Source organism: Blastococcus sp. CT_GayMR19 (assembly GCF_004570385.1).
GTDB lineage: Bacteria > Actinomycetota > Actinomycetes > Mycobacteriales > Geodermatophilaceae > Blastococcus_B.
This window is the reverse complement of the sequence record NZ_SPQL01000027.1, coordinates 1-21,473: the sequence shown is the minus strand read 5'-3', so window position 1 is coordinate 21,473 and position 21,473 is coordinate 1. Positions and strand designations below refer to the sequence as shown.

General features: G+C 74.8%; 17 protein-coding genes. 4 read left to right on the top strand and 13 right to left on the bottom strand.

Translation table 11 applies throughout. The features are described 5' to 3' along the window. From ftsW to mraZ, 9 genes are all read right to left on the bottom strand, one after another. Positions 1 to 1,443, bottom strand: a 1,443-nt coding sequence (gene ftsW, locus E4P39_RS21600) for a putative lipid II flippase FtsW (RefSeq protein WP_135138693.1), incomplete at its 3' end; no start/stop codon positions are given. Further along, entirely contained in the window at positions 1,440 to 2,840 is a 1,401-nt protein-coding gene (murD, locus tag E4P39_RS21595) for a UDP-N-acetylmuramoyl-L-alanine--D-glutamate ligase (protein ID WP_135138696.1), read from the bottom strand. The genes murD and ftsW, both read right to left, overlap by 4 nt. A gap of 44 nt (positions 2,841 to 2,884) precedes the next feature. Next, positions 2,885 to 3,964 carry a phospho-N-acetylmuramoyl-pentapeptide-transferase gene (gene mraY, locus E4P39_RS21590; RefSeq protein WP_135138692.1) on the bottom strand — a complete coding sequence of 360 codons (1,080 nt, stop codon included), beginning with the start codon at positions 3,962 to 3,964 and terminating at the stop codon, positions 2,885 to 2,887. Then, positions 3,961 to 5,367, bottom strand: a complete 1,407-nt coding sequence (gene murF, locus E4P39_RS21585) for a UDP-N-acetylmuramoyl-tripeptide--D-alanyl-D-alanine ligase (RefSeq protein ID WP_135138691.1) — start codon at positions 5,365 to 5,367, stop codon at positions 3,961 to 3,963. The genes mraY and murF overlap by 4 nt, the downstream gene beginning before the upstream one ends. Further along, positions 5,364 to 6,929 (bottom strand): UDP-N-acetylmuramoyl-L-alanyl-D-glutamate--2,6-diaminopimelate ligase, encoded by a 1,566-nt coding sequence (locus tag E4P39_RS21580; protein WP_135138690.1) that lies wholly within the window; start codon positions 6,927 to 6,929, stop codon positions 5,364 to 5,366. The genes murF and E4P39_RS21580 overlap by 4 nt, the downstream gene beginning before the upstream one ends. Before the next feature lie 113 nt (positions 6,930 to 7,042). Further along, positions 7,043 to 8,917 carry a penicillin-binding protein 2 gene (locus E4P39_RS21575; protein WP_245160028.1) on the bottom strand — a complete coding sequence of 625 codons (1,875 nt, stop codon included), beginning with the start codon at positions 8,915 to 8,917 and terminating at the stop codon, positions 7,043 to 7,045. Positions 8,918 to 8,920: 3 nt separating this feature from the next. Beyond that, complete coding sequence (locus tag E4P39_RS21570; RefSeq protein ID WP_135138689.1) at positions 8,921 to 9,475, bottom strand: hypothetical protein; 555 nt, start codon at positions 9,473 to 9,475, stop codon at positions 8,921 to 8,923. Beyond that, a complete protein-coding gene (rsmH, locus tag E4P39_RS21565) occupies positions 9,472 to 10,449 on the bottom strand; it encodes a 16S rRNA (cytosine(1402)-N(4))-methyltransferase RsmH (RefSeq protein ID WP_135138688.1) in 978 nt (325 codons plus the stop codon). Before rsmH ends, E4P39_RS21570 begins: the two co-directional genes overlap by 4 nt. 473 nt (positions 10,450 to 10,922) lie before the next feature. Further along, positions 10,923 to 11,357 (bottom strand): division/cell wall cluster transcriptional repressor MraZ, encoded by a 435-nt coding sequence (mraZ, locus tag E4P39_RS21560; RefSeq protein WP_135138687.1) that lies wholly within the window; start codon positions 11,355 to 11,357, stop codon positions 10,923 to 10,925. Positions 11,358 to 11,579: 222 nt separating this feature from the next. Between mraZ and E4P39_RS21555 the strand changes: the two genes are divergently transcribed. From E4P39_RS21555 to E4P39_RS21545, 3 genes are read left to right on the top strand one after another with little or no spacing between them, the layout of a single operon-like run. After that, entirely contained in the window at positions 11,580 to 12,563 is a 984-nt protein-coding gene (locus tag E4P39_RS21555; RefSeq protein WP_135138686.1) for an AAA family ATPase, read from the top strand. A gap of 6 nt (positions 12,564 to 12,569) precedes the next feature. After that, entirely contained in the window at positions 12,570 to 13,949 is a 1,380-nt protein-coding gene (locus E4P39_RS21550) for a DUF58 domain-containing protein (RefSeq protein WP_135138685.1), read from the top strand. Further along, the gene (locus E4P39_RS21545) at positions 13,946 to 16,330 is read left to right on the top strand and encodes a DUF3488 and transglutaminase-like domain-containing protein (protein WP_135138684.1); all 2,385 of its coding nucleotides are present in this window, start codon (positions 13,946 to 13,948) and stop codon (positions 16,328 to 16,330) included. Before E4P39_RS21550 ends, E4P39_RS21545 begins: the two co-directional genes overlap by 4 nt. 506 nt (positions 16,331 to 16,836) lie before the next feature. Here the strand turns inward: E4P39_RS21545 and E4P39_RS21540 are convergent. The 4 genes from E4P39_RS21540 to dinB all read right to left on the bottom strand — a co-directional run bounded on the left by E4P39_RS21540 (position 16,837) and on the right by dinB (position 20,786). Further along, positions 16,837 to 17,346: a GNAT family protein gene (locus tag E4P39_RS21540; protein WP_135138683.1), complete on the bottom strand. Its 510-nt coding sequence runs from the start codon at positions 17,344 to 17,346 to the stop codon at positions 16,837 to 16,839. A 356-nt stretch (positions 17,347 to 17,702) separates the two neighbouring features. Then, positions 17,703 to 18,629: an alpha/beta hydrolase gene (locus E4P39_RS21535; protein WP_135138682.1), complete on the bottom strand. Its 927-nt coding sequence runs from the start codon at positions 18,627 to 18,629 to the stop codon at positions 17,703 to 17,705. Positions 18,630 to 18,858: 229 nt separating this feature from the next. Next, entirely contained in the window at positions 18,859 to 19,269 is a 411-nt protein-coding gene (locus E4P39_RS21530; protein WP_135138681.1) for a DUF3040 domain-containing protein, read from the bottom strand. A gap of 200 nt (positions 19,270 to 19,469) precedes the next feature. Beyond that, complete coding sequence (gene dinB, locus E4P39_RS21525; RefSeq protein ID WP_245160026.1) at positions 19,470 to 20,786, bottom strand: DNA polymerase IV; 1,317 nt, start codon at positions 20,784 to 20,786, stop codon at positions 19,470 to 19,472. 192 nt (positions 20,787 to 20,978) lie between these two features. On the opposite strand from dinB, the gene E4P39_RS21520 reads away from it, so the two are divergent. Then, positions 20,979 to 21,173 (top strand): hypothetical protein, encoded by a 195-nt coding sequence (locus E4P39_RS21520; protein WP_135138680.1) that lies wholly within the window; start codon positions 20,979 to 20,981, stop codon positions 21,171 to 21,173. The last annotated feature ends 300 nt before the right edge of the window (positions 21,174 to 21,473 follow it).

The window sequence follows — 21,473 nt, the reverse complement described above, 5'->3', positions numbered from 1 at the left end:
GTCCTCGGCCGCGGGGCGGCGGCTGCGGGCGGATGCGCCGCGCGCGGGCGGGGCGCCGGCGGGCTGGACGGCCGGGGTGACGGCTCCGTGCCTGGCGTGGACGAGGGTGCGACCACCGCGCACCGCCTGGCGGTCTGCTCCGCGCTCCTCGAGGGTGCGGGGCGGCCGGAACGGGTCGACCGCGGACGTGGGCACCGGGAGGAACAGGCGGGCCAGCCGGCCGCGCGCCTGCCCGCGCTGAGCCTCGATCGCCTGCGGTTCGGAGCGGGCGAATCGGGCGAGCAGCCCGATGATGAACAGGGTGAGCACGAGCGAGGTGCCGCCCGCGGAGATCAACGGGAGCGTCACGCCGGTCACCGGCAGCAGGCCGACGACGTAACCCATGTTCATCGCGGCCTGCCCGACCAGCCAGACGGTGATCGCCACGCTGGCCAGCTGGATGAACCGGTCGGCGGAGCGCCGGGCTATCCGGAAGCCGGCGTAGGCGAGCACGCCGTAGAGGGTGACCACGACCAGGCAGCCGAGGAAGCCGAGTTCCTCGCCGATGATCGCGAAGATGTAGTCGGACTCGGCGTGCGGCAGCAGGTTCCACTTCATCGCGCTGTTCCCGAGCCCGACACCCCACAGCCCCCCGGTGGCCAGCGCGTAGAAGCCGCGGATGGCCTGGAAGCCGCCCTCGCTGGCGTCGGCGAACGGGTCGAGGAACGACGTGATCCGCTCCATCCGCTCCGGCGAGAACGTCACCACGGCGGCGAGGAGCGCGCCGGCGCCGACCGCGACCAGGCCGAACCAGCGCAGTGGCATCCCACCCGCCCAGAGCAGCCCGACGAGCACCAGCCCGAGCGTGGCCACCGCCCCGAAGTCCGGCTCGGCGATGAGCAGCAGCGAGAGCACCCCGAAGACCGGCAGCACCGGCACCAGCAGCGACGATGTCGTCAGGTAGCGCTCGCGCAGCGCGATCATGTGCGCGCCCCAGAGGGCGAAGACGAGCTTGGCCACCTCCGACGGCTGGAGGTATCCGAACCCAAGGTCGAGCCACTGCTTGGCGCCGTTGAGCCTGACCCCGATGATCAGCACCAGCAGCAGCAGGAAAGCCACCCCGATCAGGGCGACCGGCGACCAGCGCCGCACGAACCCGACGGGCAGGCGCAGGGCCACCAGCATGGCGCAGAGGCCGAGACCGGCCCAGATCACCTGCTGGACGCCGGGCTTCCAGGCCGGCTCGTCGGCGAGCGCCGCCTCGATGGACGAGGCCGAGAAGACCATGACCAGGCCGATGACCAGCAGCAGCCCGCCGGCGCCGAGCACCAGGTGGCAGCTGGTCATCGGTCCGTCGAGCCAGGCGGGGCCCTGGAGCCGGCTCGGCGGTCGCTCGTAGCGCCGTCGGGTCTCCCCGGCGGCTCCGGTGGGTGTGCCCGACCGCTCGCGGGTACCGGCCGTCATCCCAGCGCCCGGACGGCGTCGGCGAACGCGCGGCCGCGGTGCGCGTAGTCGCGGAACACGTCGAAGGACGCGGCCGCCGGCGCCAGGAGCACGGTGTCCCCCGGCCGGGCCAGCCCTGCCGCCGCCTCGACGATCTCCGTCATCGTCGCCTCGGCACTCGTGTCCACCCGGTCATCGTCGCCGCTGACCACCGTCACCACTGGGACCACTGGGGCGTGTCGCGCCAGCGACGCCGCGATCACTGCCCGGTCCCGGCCCAGGAGCACCACCCCGGCGAGCCGGGAGGCGACCGCGGCGACCAGCGGGTCGACGTCGGCCCCCTTGAGCAGCCCGCCAGCGATCCAGACCACCCGCGGATAGGCGGCCAGGGACGCGCCGGCCGCGTGCGGGTTGGTGGCCTTGCTGTCGTCGACGTAGTCCACCCCGTCGACCGTGGCGACCAGGACGTTGCGGTGGGCGCCCCCTCGGAAACCCGCCAGCCCCCGGCGGACCGCGTCGGCGTCCACCCCGATCGCCCGCGCCAGTGCCGCGGCGACCAGGGCGTTGACGATGTTGTGCGGTCCCGGGACCTGCAGCTCGGTCCGGTCGAGGAGCACGATGTCGTCCCCGAAGGCGCGGTCGACCAGCACTCCGGCACGGACGCCGAGCTGCCCGGGTGCGGGCTCCCCGACGGTGACCGTCACCGGGGCGGGGTGCCCGGCGACCAACGCCGCCGCGACCGGGTCGCCCGCGTCGGCGACGGCGACCGGGGACAGGGCCAGGATGCGCGCCTTCGCGTCCCGGTAGGCGGCGAAGGAGCCGTGCCAGTCGGTGTGGTCGTCGGCGACGTTGAGCACGGCGGCAGCGGCCGGCGCGATCGACGAGGACCAGTGCAGCTGGAAGCTCGACAGCTCCACGGCGACGGCGTCGTAGGCCGGCGTGCCGTCGTCCGCCCGCGCCGTGACCACCTCGACGAGCGGGCGCCCGACGTTGCCCGCGGCGACGGCCCGGCGGCCGGCCGCGAGGAGGATCGCCTCGAGCATCGTCACCGTCGTCGTCTTGCCGTTGGTGCCCGTGACCGCCAGCCAGGGGGCGGGCGTGCCGCCGGGGCCGGGGATCCGCAGCCGCCAGGCGAGCTCCGGCTCCCCGATCACCTCCACCCCGCGGCGGGCGGCGTCGGCCAGCAGCGGCGCATCCGGCCGCCAGCCCGGGGACGTGACGACGAGCTCGGTCCCCTCCGGCACCGTGTCGAGCGCGCCGAGCCAGCTCGCGCCGGCGTCGGTCAGCTCGCCCACGACGGCGGGAGAGGCCGCGTCGGTGAGCAGGACGTGCGCCCCCTCGGCGAGGAGCGCCCGCGCCGCCGCGGCGCCGGAGATCCCCAGCCCGGCGACCAGGACCGTCCGTCGTGCCAGGTCCATGCTCACGACGTCACCATCGCGGAGCCGGTCGATCACGGAGCCGCTCACAGGCCGACGAAGTCGAGCCAGTCGGCGTAGAACAGCCCGATCCCGAACGCGACGGCCATCGCGGTCACCAGCCAGAACCGGACGATGACGGTGTTCTCGGTCCAGCCGGCGAGCTCGAAGTGGTGGTGCAGCGGCGCCATGCGGAAGACCCGCCGCCGCGTCGCCCGGAAGAACGCCACCTGGATCACCACCGACAGCGTCACGGCGACGAACAGGCCGCCGAGGACCACCAGGAGCAGCTCGGTGCGGGTGACGATCGCCAGACCGGACATCAGCCCGCCCAACGCCAGCGAGCCGGTGTCGCCCATGAAGATCCGGGCCGGACTGGTGTTCCACCACAGGAAGCCCAGACAGGCGCCCAGGCCCGCGGCCGCCACGAGGGTGACGTCCAGCGGGTCGCGCACGGTGTAGCAGCCCTCGATGAGCTCGTTGGAGCAGTCGTGGGTGAACTGCCAGAAGGAGATGAACACGTAGGAGGCGAACACCATCGCCGAGGCGCCCGCGGCCAGCCCGTCGAGTCCGTCGGTGAGGTTCACCGCGTTGGAGAACCCGGCGATGAACAGGTAGGCCAGGATCACGAAGGCGATCGAGCCGAGGGCCAGCGGCGCGATGTCACGTACGTAGGAGACGACGGTCGAGGCCGGCGTCACCTGCTCCCGGTTCGGGAAGTTGAGCGCGAGGACCGCGAACGCGACGCCCACGACCAGCTGACCGACCAGCTTGGCCGTCTTGTTCAGGCCGAGGCTGCGCCGGTGCCGGATCTTCAGGTAGTCGTCCAGGAAGCCGACCGTGCCCATGCCCACCATCAGGAAGATGAGGAGCACCCCGGTGGCGGTGAAGCCCCACCCCGGCTGACCGGACAGGAACACGTGTGCCGCGAGGTAGCCGCCGAGGGTGGCGCCGACGATCACCGTCCCGCCCATCGTGGGCGTGCCCTGCTTGGACAGGTGGCTCTCGGGGCCGTCGTCCCGGATCTCCTGCCCCAGGCCCTGGCGGCGGAAGGCGCGGATCGCCAGCGGGGTGAGCAGGATCGAGATGATCAGGCCGAAGCCGGCCGCGATGAGGACAGACCTCACGCGAGGCCCTCGGTCCGGCGGTCCCCGGCGGTCAGCAGATCGGCGGCGAGCACCTCCAGCCCGTAGGAACGACTGGCCTTGACGAGGACGACGTCCCCGGGTCGGAGCACGCCCGACAGCAGCTCGCGGGCAGCGGCCCGGTCCGGCACGTGCACCGACTCCTCTCCTGCGCGACCCCCGGCAGCGGACGCTCCGTCGGCTATGCCTACCGCATCGGCGCCCACGGCCACGAGCAGGTCGACTCCGGAGGCGATGGCGTCGCGGCCGAGCCGCTCGTGTTCGGCGGCCGCGTCGGGGCCGAGCTCGGCCATGGCGCCGAGGACGGCGATGCGCCGCTCCCCCGCCAGACCGGCCAGTGCGGCGAGGGCGGCCCGCATCGACTCGGGGTTGGCGTTGTAGGCGTCGTTGACCACGGTGACCCCGTCGGCACGGCGCTCCACCTCCATCCGCCAGCGGCTGCGGGGGGCCGCCGTGGACAGCGCGGCGGCGATCGCGGCGGGCCCGACGCCGGCGGCCAGGGCCGCACCGGCAGCGGACAGGGCGTTGGCCACCTGGTGCCGCCCGACGACCTGGAGGGCGACCGGGTGCTCCTCCCCCGCGGCGACGAGCGTGAACGCGGCGCGGGCGGCGCCGTCCAGGGAGACCCCGGCGGCGCGGACGTCGGCGTCGGCCCCCGTACCGGTGGTGAGCACGCGCGCGGGGGTGCGGCTCGCCATGCCCAGCACGCGGGGGTCGTCGGCGTTCAGGACCGCGGTGCCGTCCTCGGGGAGCGACTCGACCAGCTCGCCCTTGGCCTGCGCGATGCCCTCCGGGCTGCCGAACTCGCCGAGGTGGGCCGAGCCCACGTTGAGGACGACGCCGACCTGCGGCCGGGCGACCCGGCAGAGACGGGCGATGTGCCCGGGGCCGCGGGAGCCCATCTCCAGGACCAGGTACCGCGTGGACTCGTCGGCGTCGAGCACGGTGAGCGGCAAGCCGATGTCGTTGTTGTAGGACCCGGGCGGGCTCACCGTGGGGCCGGCGGCGCCGAGCACCTGACCGAGGAGATCCTTCGTCGAGGTCTTCCCCGACGAGCCCGTGATGGCCAGGGTCCGCAGGCCACCGGCGGTCAGCCGGGCGTGCACGCCCGCGGCCAGCCGTCCGAGAGCCACGACGGGGTCGGGGACGACGACGCAGGGCAGCGCGCCGTCGGGGCGGCTGCAGAGAGCGGCGACGGCCCCCGCGGCCGCGGCAGCACCCAGGTAGTCGTGCCCGTCGGCCCGCTCCCCCGCCACCGCGACGAACAGGTCGCCCGGCGACACCGCCCGCGAGTCCAGCGTCACCTTCCCGGTGATCGCGGCCCCGTCCCCGGTCAGCTCACCGCCCACGAGCCGGGCCACCTCGGCCGGCGTCAGCGCGATCATGCGGGCGTCCCCCCGGCGAGGACCTCGCGCAGCACGTCCCGGTCGTCGAAGGGGTGCACCGTTCCGCCGATCTCCTGCCCGGTCTCGTGCCCCTTGCCCGCGACGAGCAGGGTGTCGCCGGGGCGGGCGAGCCCGACCGCGGTGGCGAGCGCGGCGCGCCGGTCGCCGATCTCGAGCACCTCGGCCCGGTCGGCCTCGGGGACGTCGTGGACGCCGGCGAGCATCGCCGCACGGATGGCGGCGGGGTCCTCGGAACGGGGGTTGTCGTCGGTCACGATGAGGACATCGCTCAGGATCGCCGCAGAGGTACCCATCGCCGGCCTTTTTCCCGGATCGCGGTCGCCGCCGCAGCCGAGGACGGTGATCAGCCGGCCGGCCGTCGCCTCGCGCAGGGCGGCGAGCGCCGTGGTCACCGCGTCCGGGGTGTGCGCGTAGTCGACGACGGCGACGAAGGGCTGGCCGGCGTCCACCGGCTCCATCCGCCCGGGGACGACGGTCTCCGCCAGGCCGGCCAGCGCGGACTCCACGGCGACCCCGGCGGCGTCGAGCAGCGCGACGGCGAGGACCGCGTTCGCCACGTTGAACCGGCCGGGCAGCCGCAGCCGGGCGGGCCAGGTCCGTCCGCCCGGCCCGTGCAGGGTGAACGTGGACCCCCCGGCGGGTTCGGCGGCCAGGTCGGCGGCCCACCAGTCCGCGGGCCCGGAGACGGACACCGTCCCCGCCTCCGGGTGCTGCTCCGCCAGCCGACGCCCTGCCTCGTCGTCGATCGTGACCAGGTCCCGGGCGGCCCGCCCGTCGAAGAGCAGGGCCTTGGCCCGGAAGTAGTCCTCCAGGTCGGTGTGGAAGTCCAGGTGGTCGCGCCCGAGGTTGGTGAAGCCCGCGGCGGTGAACCGGATCCCCCCGACCCGGCCGAGGACCAGGGCATGACTGGAGACCTCCATGACCACGGCGGACACCCCGTCGTCGGCCATCCCGGCGAGCAGCGCGTGCAGGGCCGGCGCCTCGGGGGTGGTGCGGACGCTCGGCACCTCGGTCACCACCTCCCGGCCGCCGTCGTCTCGGATGCGGGTGCGGGTCTGGATCGTGCCGATGAGGCCGGCGCCCAGCCCGGCGGCGGCGAGACCCGCCTCGACGAGGTACGCCGTGGTCGTCTTGCCGTTGGTCCCGGTGATGCCGAGGACGGTCAGGCGCCGGCTGGGCTCGCCGTAGACGCGGTCGGCCACGGCGCCGAGGACGGCCCGGGGCTCGTCGACCACGCACACGGGCAGCCCGGTGGCGGCGGCGTCGGCGCGGCCGGCCGGATCGGTCAGGAGGGCGACGGCCCCGCGCGCCGCGGCGTCGGCGGCGTAGCGGACCCCGTGGGTGCGGGTGCCGGGCAGGGCCGCGTAGAGGTCGCCGGGACGGACCTCGTCGGAGGCCAGGGTGACTCCGGCGATCGTCGGGTTCCCCGATGCGGCCGCCGGGCCCTCGACGACGGGACCGACGAGATCGGCCAGATCGGCGAGGGACAGCGGGCGGTTCCCCGGAGGCCGGGGTACCGACCCGGGCGCGGTCGAGGTCACGGGGCTCCAATCTACCGGGGCGGGATCCCCGCACCCCGCGGGACCGGCCCCTCCGCGCACCCCGCTGCGGCCTCGCCCGCAGAGAGGGAACAGCCTGCGGACGGCGGAGGGCCTCACCTACCGGTGAGGACGAAATCCGGCCGCGCGGTCCCGGAGGGCACCACGCCGTCGGCGGTGAGCGCGAACCGCAGGATGTCGGCGAAGACCGGAGCCGCCACCTGACCGCCCTCGGCCGAGCTGGTGGGTCGTTCCAGGTCGACCGCGACCACGTACTGCGGGTCGTCGGCGGGCGCGAAGCCGACGAACGTCGTCACGTATCCGCCGCCCGCGTAGCAGTTGCACTCGGGGTTGGCGCGCTGCGCGGTGCCGGTCTTGCCGGCGACGCGGAAGCCCTCGATCTCCCCGAGGGGCGCGGTCCCGTCCGGGCCGACCACCGCCTCGAGCATGTAGGCCATGTCCTCGGCGGTGGACTCGCTGATGACCCGCGTGCGGGCGGGCTCCGGTGCGGGGGTGACCCGGCCGCGGGGGTCGGTGACCGACTCGACGATCCGGGGCTCGACGCGCACGCCGTCGTTGGCGATGGCCTGGTAGATGGAGGCCATCTGCAACGTGGTCACCGACACCCCCTGGCCGATCGCGACGTTGGCCGCGCGGACGCCGCTCCACTCCTCGGAGGCCTGCAGGATGCCCGCGCTCTCCCCCGGCAGCTCGATGCCGGTGGTGCTGCCGACGCCGAAGGCCCGCAGGTACTCCTCGAGCTTCTGCTCACCCACCTGGCGGGCCAGCATGATCGTGCCGACGTTGCTGGACTTGGCGAGGATCCCGGTCACGGTCCAGTCGATCGGCGCGTGGTCGTGGGCGTCGGTCACCACGCGGTCCCCGGCGTCGATGTGGCCGTTGACGCTCAGCACGGTGTCGGGGGTGGCGACGCCCTCCTCCAGGGCGGCCGAGAGCGTCACCGCCTTCATGATCGAGCCGGGCTCGAAGACGCCGGACACGAGCGGGTTGCCCAGCAGGTCGGGATCGGTCGTCGAGTAGGCGCCCGGGTCGTAACCGGGGCAGGACCCCATGGCGACGACCTGCCCGGTCTTCACGTCCAGGACGACCGCCGAGGCCCGCGTCGTGGCGCCGTCCGCGCAGGCCTCCGCGAGGCGCTCCTCCGCGATGTACTGGACGTCCTGGTCGAGGGTGAGGGTCACGGTGTCGCCGTCCGTGGCCGGGGAGGACTCGTCGATCCCGGAGGGGATCGGGTTGCCCCCGCTGCCCACCTCGACCCGGCGCTGGCCGGCGGTGCCCGCGAGCTCCTCGTCGAAGGTCTGCTCGATGCCGGCCAGGCCCGCGCCGTCCCGTCCGACGAAGCCGATCACCTGCCCACCCACGGCACCCGCCGGGTACAGGCGGACGGGGTCGTCCTCGAAGAGGATGCCGGGCAGCTCGAGCGCGTCGATGGCGTCGGTGGTCTCCGGGGAGATCTTGGACGCGAGGATGACGTAGCGGCTGTCCTCCGACAGCTTCTGGGTCAGCTCCGGCGCCGGGACGTCGAGCAGGTCGGTGAGCGCCAGGGCGGTACGGGCGGGGTCACCCACCACCGCGGGGTCGGCGACCACCCTCGAGGCGTCGACGGTGTAGGCGAAGGGGTGCCCGTCCCGGTCGAGGACGGCGCCGCGCAGCGCGGCGATGGGATAGGTGCGCAGCCGGTCCTGCTCGGCGGCGTTGGCGTACTCCGCGCCGTCGACGCCCTGCAGCACGGCCAGCCGCCCGACGACCAGCACCAGCAGGGTGATCAGGACGATCAGGCCCCACCGGTTGCGCAGCCCCCGCTGGTCCGGCGAGAGGCCGGCACCGCTGCGCCGGCTGCCCGGCAGGCGGCGCGGGGTGAAGGCTCCCAGGGCGCCGCGGTTCCCGGCGGGACCTGCGGCGGACGGACGGCCGGGAGCCCGCCCCGTCGCGCGCGGGCCGGCCCCCGGTCCGCGGACCGTGTTCGGCACGGCTCAGTCCCCGCTCCCGGCCGGCGACTGGGCGCTCGGCTCGGCGGTCGGCTCGGCGGTCGGCTCGGCCGGCTCGGGGTTCCCGCGCAGGATGGCCCCGCCGTCGGGGTCGAGCACCAGGTAGCCCGCCGGGCCCGCCGGGACGAGGCCCGCCGCCTCGGCGGCGCGGGCGATCTCGGCCGGAGTGCCCGCGGTGACGACCTGCTGCTCCAGCCGCTGCACCTCCTGGGCCCGCTCCGCGTTCTCCGCGCGGAGTGCCGTGGCCTTCAGCGAGTCGACGGCGATGACGGTGTTGAGGACCAGCAGCCCGAGCGTCGTGCCGACGAGCAGCGCGACGACCAGCAGGACGAACGGCGCGCGCGACCCGGCGACGGCGAGCGCGCGCCGGCGGGAACGCGGCGCGACGCCCGGGACGAGGCGGAGCTCCGGGCGGACCGGCGTCGCCCGGGAGGCGCCGCGGGGCTCGGCCCGTGACGGGCGGACGGCGTCCGCCCGCGACGACGGGGAGGAGGTGCGGACCGGCGCCGGGGCGCTGCGGGCCGCCGAACGACCGCTCATGCCGCCCTCCGGATGCGCTCGGCCGCCCGGACCCGGGCGGAGGCGGACCGAGGGTTCAGCCCGACCTCGGCGTCGGAGGCCGCCTCGCCACCCCGCGTCAGCAACCGCAGCACCGGACCCAGCTCGGGCATCGGCACCGGCATGTCGGGGGGCGTGCGATCGGTGGCGCCGGCCGCGAGGGTCTGCTTGACGATGCGGTCCTCGAGGGAGTGGAACGTGATCACGACGACCCGGCCGCCCACGGCCAGCGCCTCGATCGCGGCCGGCAGCGCCCGCTCCAGGACGCCGAGCTCGTCGTTGACCTCGATCCGCAACGCCTGGAAGGTCCGCTTGGCCGGGTGCCCGCCGGTGCGGCGGGTGGCGGCGGGGATGGCGTCGCGGACGAGCTCGGCCAGCCGGGCGGTGGTGGTGAAGGGCGCGCGGGCGCGCTCGCGGTCGATGGCCGCGGCGATCCGGGAGGCGAAGCGCTCCTCGCCGTAGACCCGCAGCACGCGGGCGAGGTCCTTCGGGGAGTAGGTGTTCACCACGTCGGCCGCGGTGCGCGGGCCGCCCGGGTCCATGCGCATGTCCAGCGGGGCGTCGGCGGAGTAGCTGAAGCCGCGGTCGGGACGGTCGAGCTGGAGCGAGGAGACGCCCAGGTCGAACAGCACGCCCTGCACCTCGGCGATGCCGAGGGAGTCGAGGACCTCGGGCAGCTCGTCGAAGACGGCCGCCACGAGGGTGACGCGGTCGCCGTGGCCCGCCGCCTCGATCCGGCGGGCGGCCTCGGCGCGGGCGTCGGGGTCACGGTCCAGGCCGATCACGCGGAGGCCCGGGTGGGCGTCGAGCATCGCCAGCGTGTGGCCCGCCAGACCCAGGGTCGCGTCGACCAGGACGGCGCCGTCGGCGGCGCAGGCGGGGGCGAGCAGCTCGGTGACACGTTCCAGGAGGACGGGCACGTGCACCGGAGGCCGCAGAGGCTCGGTGGTGCTCATCGTCGACTGCCTCTCGAACGGTCCGTGGTCTCCCTGCGAATCGTGCCGCGCACGGAGGCCCGGAGGTGGGACGCAGGTGTTCCGGTGAAGCGGAATCGGGCGGATGGGGCGGGCGGGGCGGGAGGTGGACCGGGCCGGCGGACGCGCCGCCGGACGGGAGGGTGGGGCGCAGTGGGGCCCAGGGAGCGGAGTGGGGCCCGGCCCCTCGCCGGAGGGCGTCCCGCCCCCCGCGGGGCCCCGCCTGGCGTCGGGGAAGATCGCCAGGTGGTGCCCCGCGGGGGCGGGTGGGCGCACACGCGTCCGGCCAGGTGGCCGGCCGGCATGCTCCGCTGCCGGATGCGGCGCTCCGTGCCGTTCGGAACCCAGTCGCGGGGAAGGCGACTGGGGGCCGGACCCGGTCGAGCCGCGGGGAAGGCGGCTCGTTCGGGGGTGGCTCGCGGAACTCCGGGGAGCAGCGGGAGAGGCGCCCGGGATCACGACAACGTCGGCATCCCCTCGCTCTCCATCTCGGCGTAGGCCGCCTCCTGCTCGGCCACGTAGGCCTCCCAGTTGGCGGCGTCCCAGATCTCGAAGCGGGTGTCCACGCCGACGATGACGACGTCGCGGTCCAGTCCCGCGTACTCACGCAGGCTCGCCGGGATGGTGATGCGGCCGGTCTTGTCCGGCTCGATCTCGACCATCGAGCCGAAGCTCATGCGGGCGGCCATGCGTGCGCCGGCGGTGTCGGAGGGGGCCATCGCGGCCACGGCGGCGCTCTGCTCGGCGACCCGGGCCATGGTGAGGCCGTAGATGCAGCGCTCCTGGCCCTTCTTGATCACCATGCCGCCGGACACCTGGTCACGGAACCGGACGGGCAGGGCGAGCCGGCCCTTCTCGTCGAGACGCAACGGGTAGCTGCCGACGAACACCGGATCACCCCCCGCATCGGTCCTCCCGTGGGCCCTACCGGAACCCTGACGGTCCCTGTCTCCCCACCGGGCGACACAGTAACCCACTAGCCCCCACTGGACACCACTCGTCGCCGTGTCGTGACCTGGCCTCCCCACCCCTCGGCGGCACCGCGATCCGGGTGCGGCTGCCCCACGGATCGAGGCCGCCGCGTGCGGCCGCTCAGCACGTACGGTGTGGACGTGACGGAGGCGACACGCACCGCGGACGGAACGCCCGGTGCGGAGGTCGATGTCGCCGCGGAAGGGGCCCGGATCGCGGCGAACGTCGCCCGGGTGGTCCAGGGCAAGGACGACGTCGTCCGGCTCGCCCTGGTGGTGCTGCTCGCCGAGGGGCACCTGCTCATCGAGGACGTGCCCGGCGTGGGCAAGACGACCCTGGCCAAGGCGCTGGCCGCCTCCATCGACGCCACCGTGCGGCGGATCCAGTTCACCCCCGACCTCCTCCCGAGCGACGTCACGGGGGTGGCGATCTACGACCAGGAGACCCGGGAGTTCGAGTTCAAGCCGGGCGCGATCTTCGCCAACGTCGTCGTCGCCGACGAGATCAACCGGGCCTCGCCCAAGACGCAGTCGGCGCTCCTGGAGTGCATGGAGGAGCGCCAGGTCACCGTCGACGGCGTGAGCTACGAGCTCGCCCGCCCGTTCCTGGTGATGGCCACCCAGAACCCGCTGGAGATGGAGGGGACCTATCCCCTGCCGGAGGCCCAGCGCGACCGGTTCACCGCCCGGGTGTCGATGGGCTATCCCGACCGCGTGGCGGAGCTGGCCATGCTGGACGACCGGGCCACCGCCGATCCGCTCGTCACCCTGCAGCCGGTCGCCGACGCGGCCGACGTGCGCGACCTCGTGGCGGCGGTCGGGCAGCTGCACGTCGCCGAGGCGGTCCGTCGCTACGTCGTCGCGCTCGTCGAGGCCTCCCGCCGCTCCCCCCACCTGCGCCTGGGCGCCTCCCCCCGCGCCGGCCTGCAGCTCCTGCGGGCCGCTCGCGCGTCGGCGGCCCTGTCGGGGCGCGACCACGTCCTGCCCGACGACGTCCAGGCGCTGGCCACTCCCGTCCTGGCGCACCGCCTGCTGCTGACGGCGGACGCGGCGCTGGGCCGGCGCAGCGCCGAGCAGGTGGTCGCGGAGCTGCTGGCCGGCGTCCCGGTCCCCCGAGGGCGCTGAGGGCTCGTGTCCGGGGCAGCCCGGAGGGCGCTGTCCTCCCTGACGACGCGGGGGCGCTGCCTGGTCGGCGGCGGCGGGGCGCTGCTGCTCTTCGGCATCGTGTCCGGCGAGCAGTCGTTCGTGCAGCTCGCCGTGTTCGTGCTCGCCCTGCCGCTGCTGTCCGCGGCCGCGGTCGCCCGCGAGCGGTTCCGCCTGACGGTCCGGCGCACGGTCACCCCGCCGCGGCTCCCCCGCGGCGACATTGCCGAGGTCCTCCTCGAGATCCTCAACGCCGACACCCGGCCCGGTGGCCTGTGGGGGCTGACGGAGCCCTTGCCGGAGGCGTTGGGCCGCTCACCGCGGTTCGTGGTCGACCGGCTGCCCGCGGGCGCGACGGCGGCGCTCCGGTACCGCCTGGACGGGGGACGCCGCGGCCGGCACGTACTCGGACCGCTGCGGCTGCGCCTGATGGACCCCTTCGGGCTCGTCGAGCGCAGCGCCGTCGGCGTCGACAGTGCCGTGCTGCTCGTCGTCCCCCGGGTGCGGCCGCTGGGCCGGGGTGGTCCCGCCGGTGGCCAGGGCGGGGGCGGCGAGGGCTCCCGCCGGACGATCTCCGTGCACGGTGAGGACGACGTCAGCGTTCGCGAGTACCGCCACGGCGACGACCTGCGGAAGGTCCACTGGCGGGCGACCGCCCGCACCGGCGAGCTCATGGTGCGCCTGGAGGAGCGGCCGTGGCGGGCTCAGGCCACCCTCCTGCTCGACACCCGCGCCCGCGCCCACCTCGTGTCCCCGCACGCATCCACTTCCTCGACGATCGGCGGGGCGGCCGGCGACGACTGCCCGCCCGGCGACAGCCTCGAGTGGCTCGTGGAGGCGGCGGCCAGCATCGGGACGGCGCTGGCCCGCCGCGGCGCGATCCTCCGGACGGTCACCGACGCCGGCGAGCTCCTCCCTCCCTCCGGCCGTGGACGGCTGAGCCCCGACGACCTGCTGGACCGGCTGGCCGGAGTGGGCCCGTCCCGGGTCTCGAGCCTGGTGACCGGCGTGGAGCAGCTGTGCCGGGCCGCCGGCGACGGCCCCGTGATCTGCCTGCTCGGCGCGGTCGGCCCGGACGACGTGGCCGACCTGATCCGCCGCCGCTCGGGGCCCACCACCGACCTGGCGGTGCTGATCGACATCGAGAGCTGGGCGGACGCCGGACCGGCCGCCGGCCGCCGGGGGCCGTCGACCGCGGCGCGCGGCGCCCTGGCCCGGCAGCGGGAGGACGCCGCCACCCTGCTCCGTGCCGCGGGCTGGCGGGTGACCGAGGCCCGCGCCGACCGGTCCGTCGCGGACGTCTGGGCCGACCTGGGCGCGCCCGTGGGGTCTGCCGCCGGCCGCGAATCGCTCGGGGCCCCGGCATGAACCCGCGGGATCTCGGGAGCGCGGTCGCGGCGGGCGTCGCGACCCTGCTCGGCTCGCTCGCCCTCGCCCCGGTGTTCTCCTCCGGCGCCTGGCTGCCCCCCGTGGCCGCCGCCGTCGTGGTCGTGCTGGCCGGTGGCCTGCTCCTGCGCGCGGCGGGCCCCGCGCTCTGGCCGGGCCTGGCGGGCGACCGCCCGGGGCCGCGCCCGGTTCGCGCTCTCGGGGTGGTCCTGGTCCCGGTGGGCCAGCTCCTGCTGCTCGCCTGCCTCCTCACCGCCCTCTACGCCCCGGCCGACGCGTTCGCGGGTGTGCTGCCCACCTGGACCAGCGGCCCGCAGCTCGCCGGGGTGCTGGCCGACGGTCTCGCTGAGATGCGCGAGCAGGCGACCCCGGCCCTGACACTGACCGGTCTGCTCGCCCTCACGACGCTCTTCGTCGGCCTGGTCGCGGTGGCCGTCGACGTTCTCGCGGTGGCCGGGCGGCAGGCGTCTCTCGGCGGCGTGGGGCTGCTGGTCCTCGCCTGCGTCCCGGTGACGACGACCGAGGGCGGGATCGGGCTGGTCGCGCTCGCCGCACCGGCCGCCGGCTTCGCCCTCCTGCTGTGGGCCGACCAGCACCGCCGGCTGCCGGCGCGGGGCCGCCCCGCCGGTGCGCTCCTCGGCACCGGCGTCGTGGCCGCGGTGCGGACCGGCGCCGTCGCCCTGGTCGCGGGCATCGTGATCGGCACCGTCGTCCCGACCCTCGACGAGGGGTCCCTGACCACCGGCCTCGGCGGCGGGACGGGCAGCTCGACCGGGACGGCGCTGGATCCCGTCGCCGCGCTGCAGGGACAGCTCACCCTCCGGGAGCCGGTGCCCCTGTTCCGGCTGGACACCACCGTCGCGGACCCCGGCTACCTGCGAGCGGTGACGCTGGACCAGTACGACGGCGAAACCGGCTGGTCGATGAGCAACCTCGACGGCGAGACCTCGATCGGCGAGGACGACCGGCTCGCGCCACTCCCGCCGGACCAGACCAGCCGGCAGGTGACCGCCTCGATCGACGTGCTCCAGCACGACGACCGCTTCCTGCCGCTGCCCTTCTCGCCGCTGTCGGTGCGCGTGGAGGACGCCGACCCCGACGACTGGCGCTTCGACCCCGCCACCGGCACCGTGTTCGGCCGGAACGTCACCACCGGCGACCTGAGCTACACCGTGACGGCGGTGGAGCCCCGTCCCTCGGCCGGCCTCCTGGCGGCGAGCGCAGAGCTGCTCGAGGGGGATGTGCAGGAGCGATTCACCCGGCTGCCACCCCTGGAGCTGGAGGTGACCAACCTCGTGGGCTCGTTGATCGCCGGCGCGGGCGGGCCCTACGAGCGGGTGCGGGCCATCCACGACCACCTGACCGACCGGTCCAACGGATTCATCTACAGCCTCTCCACCGAGCCCGGGACCAGCGGGAACGACCTGGTGGACTTCCTCCGGCTGAAGCGCGGCTACTGCGAGCAGTACGCCGGGACGATGGCGGTCATGGTCCGGGCGGCCGGGGTGCCCGCGCGGGTCGCCCTGGGCTACACGCCCGGGTCCTCGACCGAGCCCGACGGCTCGCGGCTGATCACCAGCGACGACGCCCACGCGTGGGTGGAGGTCTTCTTCGACGAGCTGGGATGGGTGCCCTTCGACCCCACGCCGATCGCCGCCGGACGCGCCGTCGACCTGGACTGGGCGCCACGGGCCGGCGCGGAGGACAGCGCCGACGAGAGCGCCGGGGCACCCGCCCCCACGGCCCCCGCGCAGACCGGCGCCGCGCCACGGGTGGAGCGGGCAGACGAAGCCATCACGACGGGGCTGTCCGGCGGCCGGGCGACGGGGGTGTCGTGGCCGGTGCTCGCCGGCGCCGGAGCGGTGCTGCTGGGCGCCGCCCTCCTCGGCATGCCGGCCGGGGTCCGGGCGCTGCAACGGCGCCGTCGCCTGGCCGAGGGCACCGCGGGGGCGCTCTGGGACGAGCTCATCGCCGGCGCACAGGACCTCGGGATCCGGCTGCACGCGGCCAGGACGCCGCGCCAGACCGCCGGGGAACTGGTCGCGCTGCTGTCGGGTCCCGGCTCCGCCACCGGTGGGGCCGCGTCCGAGGCCGTCCACCGGCTCGCGCGGGCGGAGGAGACGGCCAGTTACGGCCGGGAGGGCAGCACCGCCGGCCGCGTCGCGCACCCCGACGACGTGCTCGCCCTGCGGACGGTCCGCCGGGCGATGCTGCGCTCGGCGTCCCGGCGGAGCCGGCTGCTCGCCCGGTGGTGGCCGGCGTCGCTGGTCTCCGGCGCGGGCGCGCGGCTGGCGGGGTGGGCACGGGAACGGCTCGCGGCGCTGACGTCCGTGCGACGGGCCGGCCGCGCCGGGACCGCCTGACCCCAACCGTCCCGAGAGTCAACCGGACACGGCGGGTCGCGCCCCTGAATGCGGCCTACGGGACACCTGGGGCCCCAGCAACGTTGTGCGCCCAGGTCCCATTCCGTGGCGAAAAATGGGGCCTCAGCGCACGTTGTTCGGCCACGGAGCGTCTCAGGCGGCTTCGACAGGTGTCCCGTAGTGGGCCGTCCCGGAGTGGGCCGCTATCGCCACCCGGCCGGGCCCGCCGTGAGGGCCGCATATGGGACGGAGTCCCCACGGAGCGTTGTGCGCTGAGGAGCAGTTCTCGGGCGAGAAACTGCTCCTCAGCGCACACTCTTCGGCCGCCCCATGGTGGGCCGTTCAGGGACACGGGTACCCGCTCGCCGCAACGCGGCTTCACGGACACCAGAGAGGATCGGCCATCCCAGACGGCGTAGCAGTGGCAATCGCGCCCCGGTGATGATGGGCGGTTCGCGAGAGGCTGGCCGGCCGGCGCGGCCGTGGGCCTCCAGGCCGTGAGGCCCTCATGCAGGGCACAGCGGACGATCGAGGACGTAGCGCCAGACGAGTTCGCCGTCCTCGAGGCTCTGTCCGTCGTGTCGGAAGCCGAGATTCTGCAGCACGCGGTTCGAGGCGTTGCGTTCCGGGAGCGTGTGGGCAATCACCCGACCGACCTGCTCGTCGGCGAAAGCCTCAGCGACCATGGCACCGGCCGCGGCGGTGGCCAGACCTCGCCCACGCCGTCCTTCGGCGATCTCGTATCCGATCTCGACGACGCCGTCTGCCGGCGCGCCCTTGAAGCCGCCCCAACCGACCAATTCCAGCGGCTCAGCTGAGACGAAGAATCGCGGGCCCCACGCTGGAGTTCCCGGCGAGGAGGCGAGGGCGTCACGTGTCGCTTGAAGCGCTTGCCGGAAGGTCACCCAGCCGGGCACGACGTCGTGGCCCAGCACACGCGCGAGAGCGTCGTCGCCGATGACCGCCGCATCCAGCAGCTCGACGGCAGCGGGGACAAGGCGGATCACAGTCGCCACCGTGGCACGGTACGGCCTCGCCGCCACAGGTTGAACCTGCCTTCATCGTGGAGCTCGGCGGTGCACGTGTGCAGGACTGCGAGAACGGCCAGAGGGCCACGATGGTGTCCCTGAACGGGCCGCTTGGGGACACCCGTCTCAGCTCCGGCGTTCCCGCGGAAGCGTCGTCAAGCCGCCCACCTTGACCACGCTTCCGCGGAAACGTGTCTACCTGTCACCCGTCCTCGAGTGGGCCGCTTGGTGACGCAGAGGCTCCGCTCGAGGCGCTCTCGGCGGTGCGGACGTGACCGGACTGCCGCCACGGCGGCGAGCTCATGTCGCGCATCCTTCGCGGCTCACACCGCTCGAGCAGGCGATCAGCTGGACGCCCTGTCGACGAGGTGCTCGACGAACCAGTCGCGTGCCGCGCCGGAGGAGACCTCGAACCCGGCGCCGGTGTAGGCGTCGAAGTGGCCACCGTCGACAACGACGAGCCTCTTCGGGTGAACGGCCGTCTCGTACGCCCGGAGAGACAGTCCGCCGTCCACCAGACGGTCACCCGGCGCCACCACCATGAGAAGGGGCGTCGGGGAGATCTTCGGGATGTAGTCGATCGGCTCGTAGCCGCGGAAGTACTCCAGCGAGCGGAGAGTCACCTCGTTCCGCCAACTCGGCGCCCGCTTCTCCGCGGTCGCGGTGAACCACTCGTAGGAATCGTGGGTCGGCAGCGCCGAGGGCGCCATGGGGTCGTCGTCCACCACCGGAACCGTCGCCGGTGCCTCGCCACGCAGACGGGCCAGCCGGTCGGCCGCGAACATCGCCTCCGTCGACGCCCACTGGTCGATCCGCACCAACTGGGTGAACGAGAGCGATCCGGTCACCAACGGCACCTGACCGGCGATCGCCTTCACTCGCCGGTCGATCGCGGCGGTGACGTAAGCGTTGGCCGCGCCATAGCTGGACCCCCACAGCCCGATCCGTGCCGGGTCGACGTCGTTCCGGCTCTGGGCGTAGGTGATCGCATGGGACACGAAACGGATCTGCTGCCACGGGTCGATCTCCAGTCGTGGCGTACCCGGGACCGGGTCGCTCGCCCCGAAGCCCGGGTGGTCGTAGCACAAACAGGCCAGGCCCGCGGCGGCGAACACCTCGGCGTAGTCGTCGAGGTGCATCTCCTTCACGGCCGAGAAACCGTGTTGCAGCACCACGGTCGGGTAGGGCGCGCTGCCTGTGTCGGGCGTGTAGAACCAGCCGCGGATCGTGGTTCCCTCGACCGTGAACTCCAGGTCCGTACGGGACGACATGTCGGCTCCCCTCGCGGATGGGGCCGTGACCCCGGCGGCGGCGGCCTCGGGCTCATCCCAGGAGGCCCTCGCTCCCCGTGTCAAGGCGTCTGTTCGCGCGCGAACGGTCCAGGGAAGAGCTGAGGGTTGGCTGGGGACCACAGCCGGCGACACCTCAGCGCGCCCAGGCCCTGGAACGTCAGCAGCCGCCGTCCCGGAGGACGGCGGCTGCCGGAAACCGTGCGAGCTGCTACTGGTCGTAGCGGCGGCGGAAGCGCTCTTCGAGGCGGTTCTTCAGCGGCTGGCGGCCGACGCGGCCGCCGCGTGAGGCGCGACCCGGTGCCGACGGGCCCGACGAGCCAGAGCCGCCGCCGGCCTCGACCGCGCCGGTGGCTGTCTTGTAGTTGAAGACGCCGAGGGCGACACCGCCGAAGGCGATGAGGAATCCGAGGACGCCGACGAGGACCGACCCGGCCACGGCACCTCCGCCGACCAGCACGGCGAAGCCGACGACGACCAGCGCGACGCCGAGCTGGAGTTTGCGCCGCGCCTTCAGCCGGCGGTCGCCGGTGCGGACGGACGAGGCGAACTTGGGATCGTCGTCGACGAGGGCGCGCTCGATCTGCTCAAGCAGACGCTGCTCGTGCTCGGAGAGCGGCACGTCGACCTCCAGGTGGGCGAAGCCATTGCCGTCGGAGGGCTTCCCCCGACGGTGACACCGAGGATACGAGCCCTTGGCAACGCGCGAAAGGCGACCGTGCGGCGACCCGCCGGGAAACCCCGGCGATCACTCCTCCGGGGGGTCTCCCAGGGGTCGTCGGCGCCTCCCGGGGCGGTGGCGCGGGAGGCGATCGGTGCTGGTCAGCCCTGATCCCCGCCCGGTGCCTCCGTCGCCACCCGGCGGCCGAGGGGGCGCCCGGGCCGGGCGACCGGATCCGGCGCGCCGTGCGCGCCCTGCCTCGCGGCGAGCGACGGACCGCCGGGTCGCCCCTCCCGCCGCAGCAGCGTGGCGGGGCGCACCGCGCCGGCACCGAACCGGCGGGCGGCCCGATCCGCGGCCAGCTCGGCATCCCGCCGGCCGTGCTCCCGCGCCCCCAGCTCGAGCTGTTGCGGTGCCGAGCCGGCGTCGACCAGGCGCTCGGCCCGCACCCCCACCAGCCGGATCCGGGCCCGGTCGAGCCCGAGGGCGTCGAACAGGGCCCGTGCCGTGTCGTAGAGCTCCTGCCCGACGTCGCTGGGGACGTCCAGGGTCCGGCTGCGGGTGATCGTGGCGAAGTCGGCGAAGCGGACCTTGATGCTGACGGTGCGCGCAAGCCACGCGCCCGAGCGGAGCCGGCCCGCCGTTCGCTCGGCCAGCAACAGGAGCTCCCGGTGGATCACCGCCGGGTCGTCGATGTCGGTGGCGAAGGTCTCCTCGTGGCCGATGGACTTCTCCGGCTCCTCAGGCACCACCCGGCGGGGGTCACGACCCCAGGACAGCTCGTGCAGATGCCCGCCCGCGGCCGAGCCCAGCGCGCGCTGCAGGGTCCGCTTCGGCACGTGCGCGAGCTCACCCACGGTCCGCAGTCCGAGCCGCAACAGGGTCTCCTCCGTCTTCGGTCCCACCCCCCAGAGCGCGCCGACGGGCAGCGGGTGCAGGAAGTCCATGACCTCGGGCGGGCGGACGACGAGCAGCCCGTCGGGCTTGGACCGCGTCGAGGCCAGCTTGGCGACGAACTTGGAGCCCGCGACGCCGACCGAGCAGGTGATCCCCTGCTCGTCGTAGACCCGTGCCCGGAGGTACTCGCCGATCTGTGCGGCGTCCCCGAGCCGGCGGCCGGCACCGGAGACGTCGAGGAACGCCTCGTCCATGCTCAACGGCTCGACCAGCGGGGTGATCGAGCGGAACAGCGCCATGACCGATCGCGAGACCTCGGCGTAGAGCGCCAGATCCCCCGGCAGCACCGTCGCCGTCGGGCAGAGCCGCAGGGCGCGGGCGGTCGGCATGGCCGAGTGCACGCCGTAGCGGCGGGCCTCGTAGGTGGCCGACGTGACGACGCCGCGGTTGCCGGCGCCGCCGACGATGACCGGGGTCCCGGCCAGCTCCGGGTGCCGCCGGACCTCGACGCTGGCGAAGAAGGCATCCATGTCGACGTGCAGGACGGTGCACCCCTCCGCTCGCCCGGCCGCCGCAGCCACGGATCCTCCTCGTATGTCGAACACCTGTTCGACGACGAACCCTAGTGCCTGGGATGCCCGTCGGCCGGCAACCCCGCCGTCCGGGTTCGGCGCGCGGGCGGGGCGCTCGGTGGCCATCATCGGCAGCACGCCGGGCGGACCGGCGGGGACACGACCGATCGGAGGACCGATATGGCGCTCGATGACGACGACATGACCGAAACGCCCCCGGAACCGGACTCGGGCACGCCCGCCGACCGCGCCGCCGGGAGCATGTCCGAGGACGAGTACCTGGGCAGGGACGACGACGGCGGCGGTGCCGACGGCGGTGCCGACGGCGGTGCGGACGGCGGTGCCGGCCAGGACGACCCCACGACCGAGACCGAGGAGGACTCCCGCTTCGCCTGACCCGCCCGGCCCGTACGGGACGTGCGCTCCTGTCCTGCGCGGAGCCGTCCGGATGGGCATGATCGTTACCGGCGGGCCATGCCCCCACGAGCCGCGGACCGCGGCCGGCGCGACGACGGGATCGGAGATCACATGGCGCTCGACGACGACGACATGACCAGCACGGAGGGCCCGGCCGACGGCGGCGCCTCGGGCACGCCCGGTAGCCAGGACGGCGGTGCGGACGGCGGTGCGGACGGCGGCGCCGGCAGCGGTGGCGACGGCGGCGCCGACGGCGGAGCCGACAGCGGCGCCGGTGGC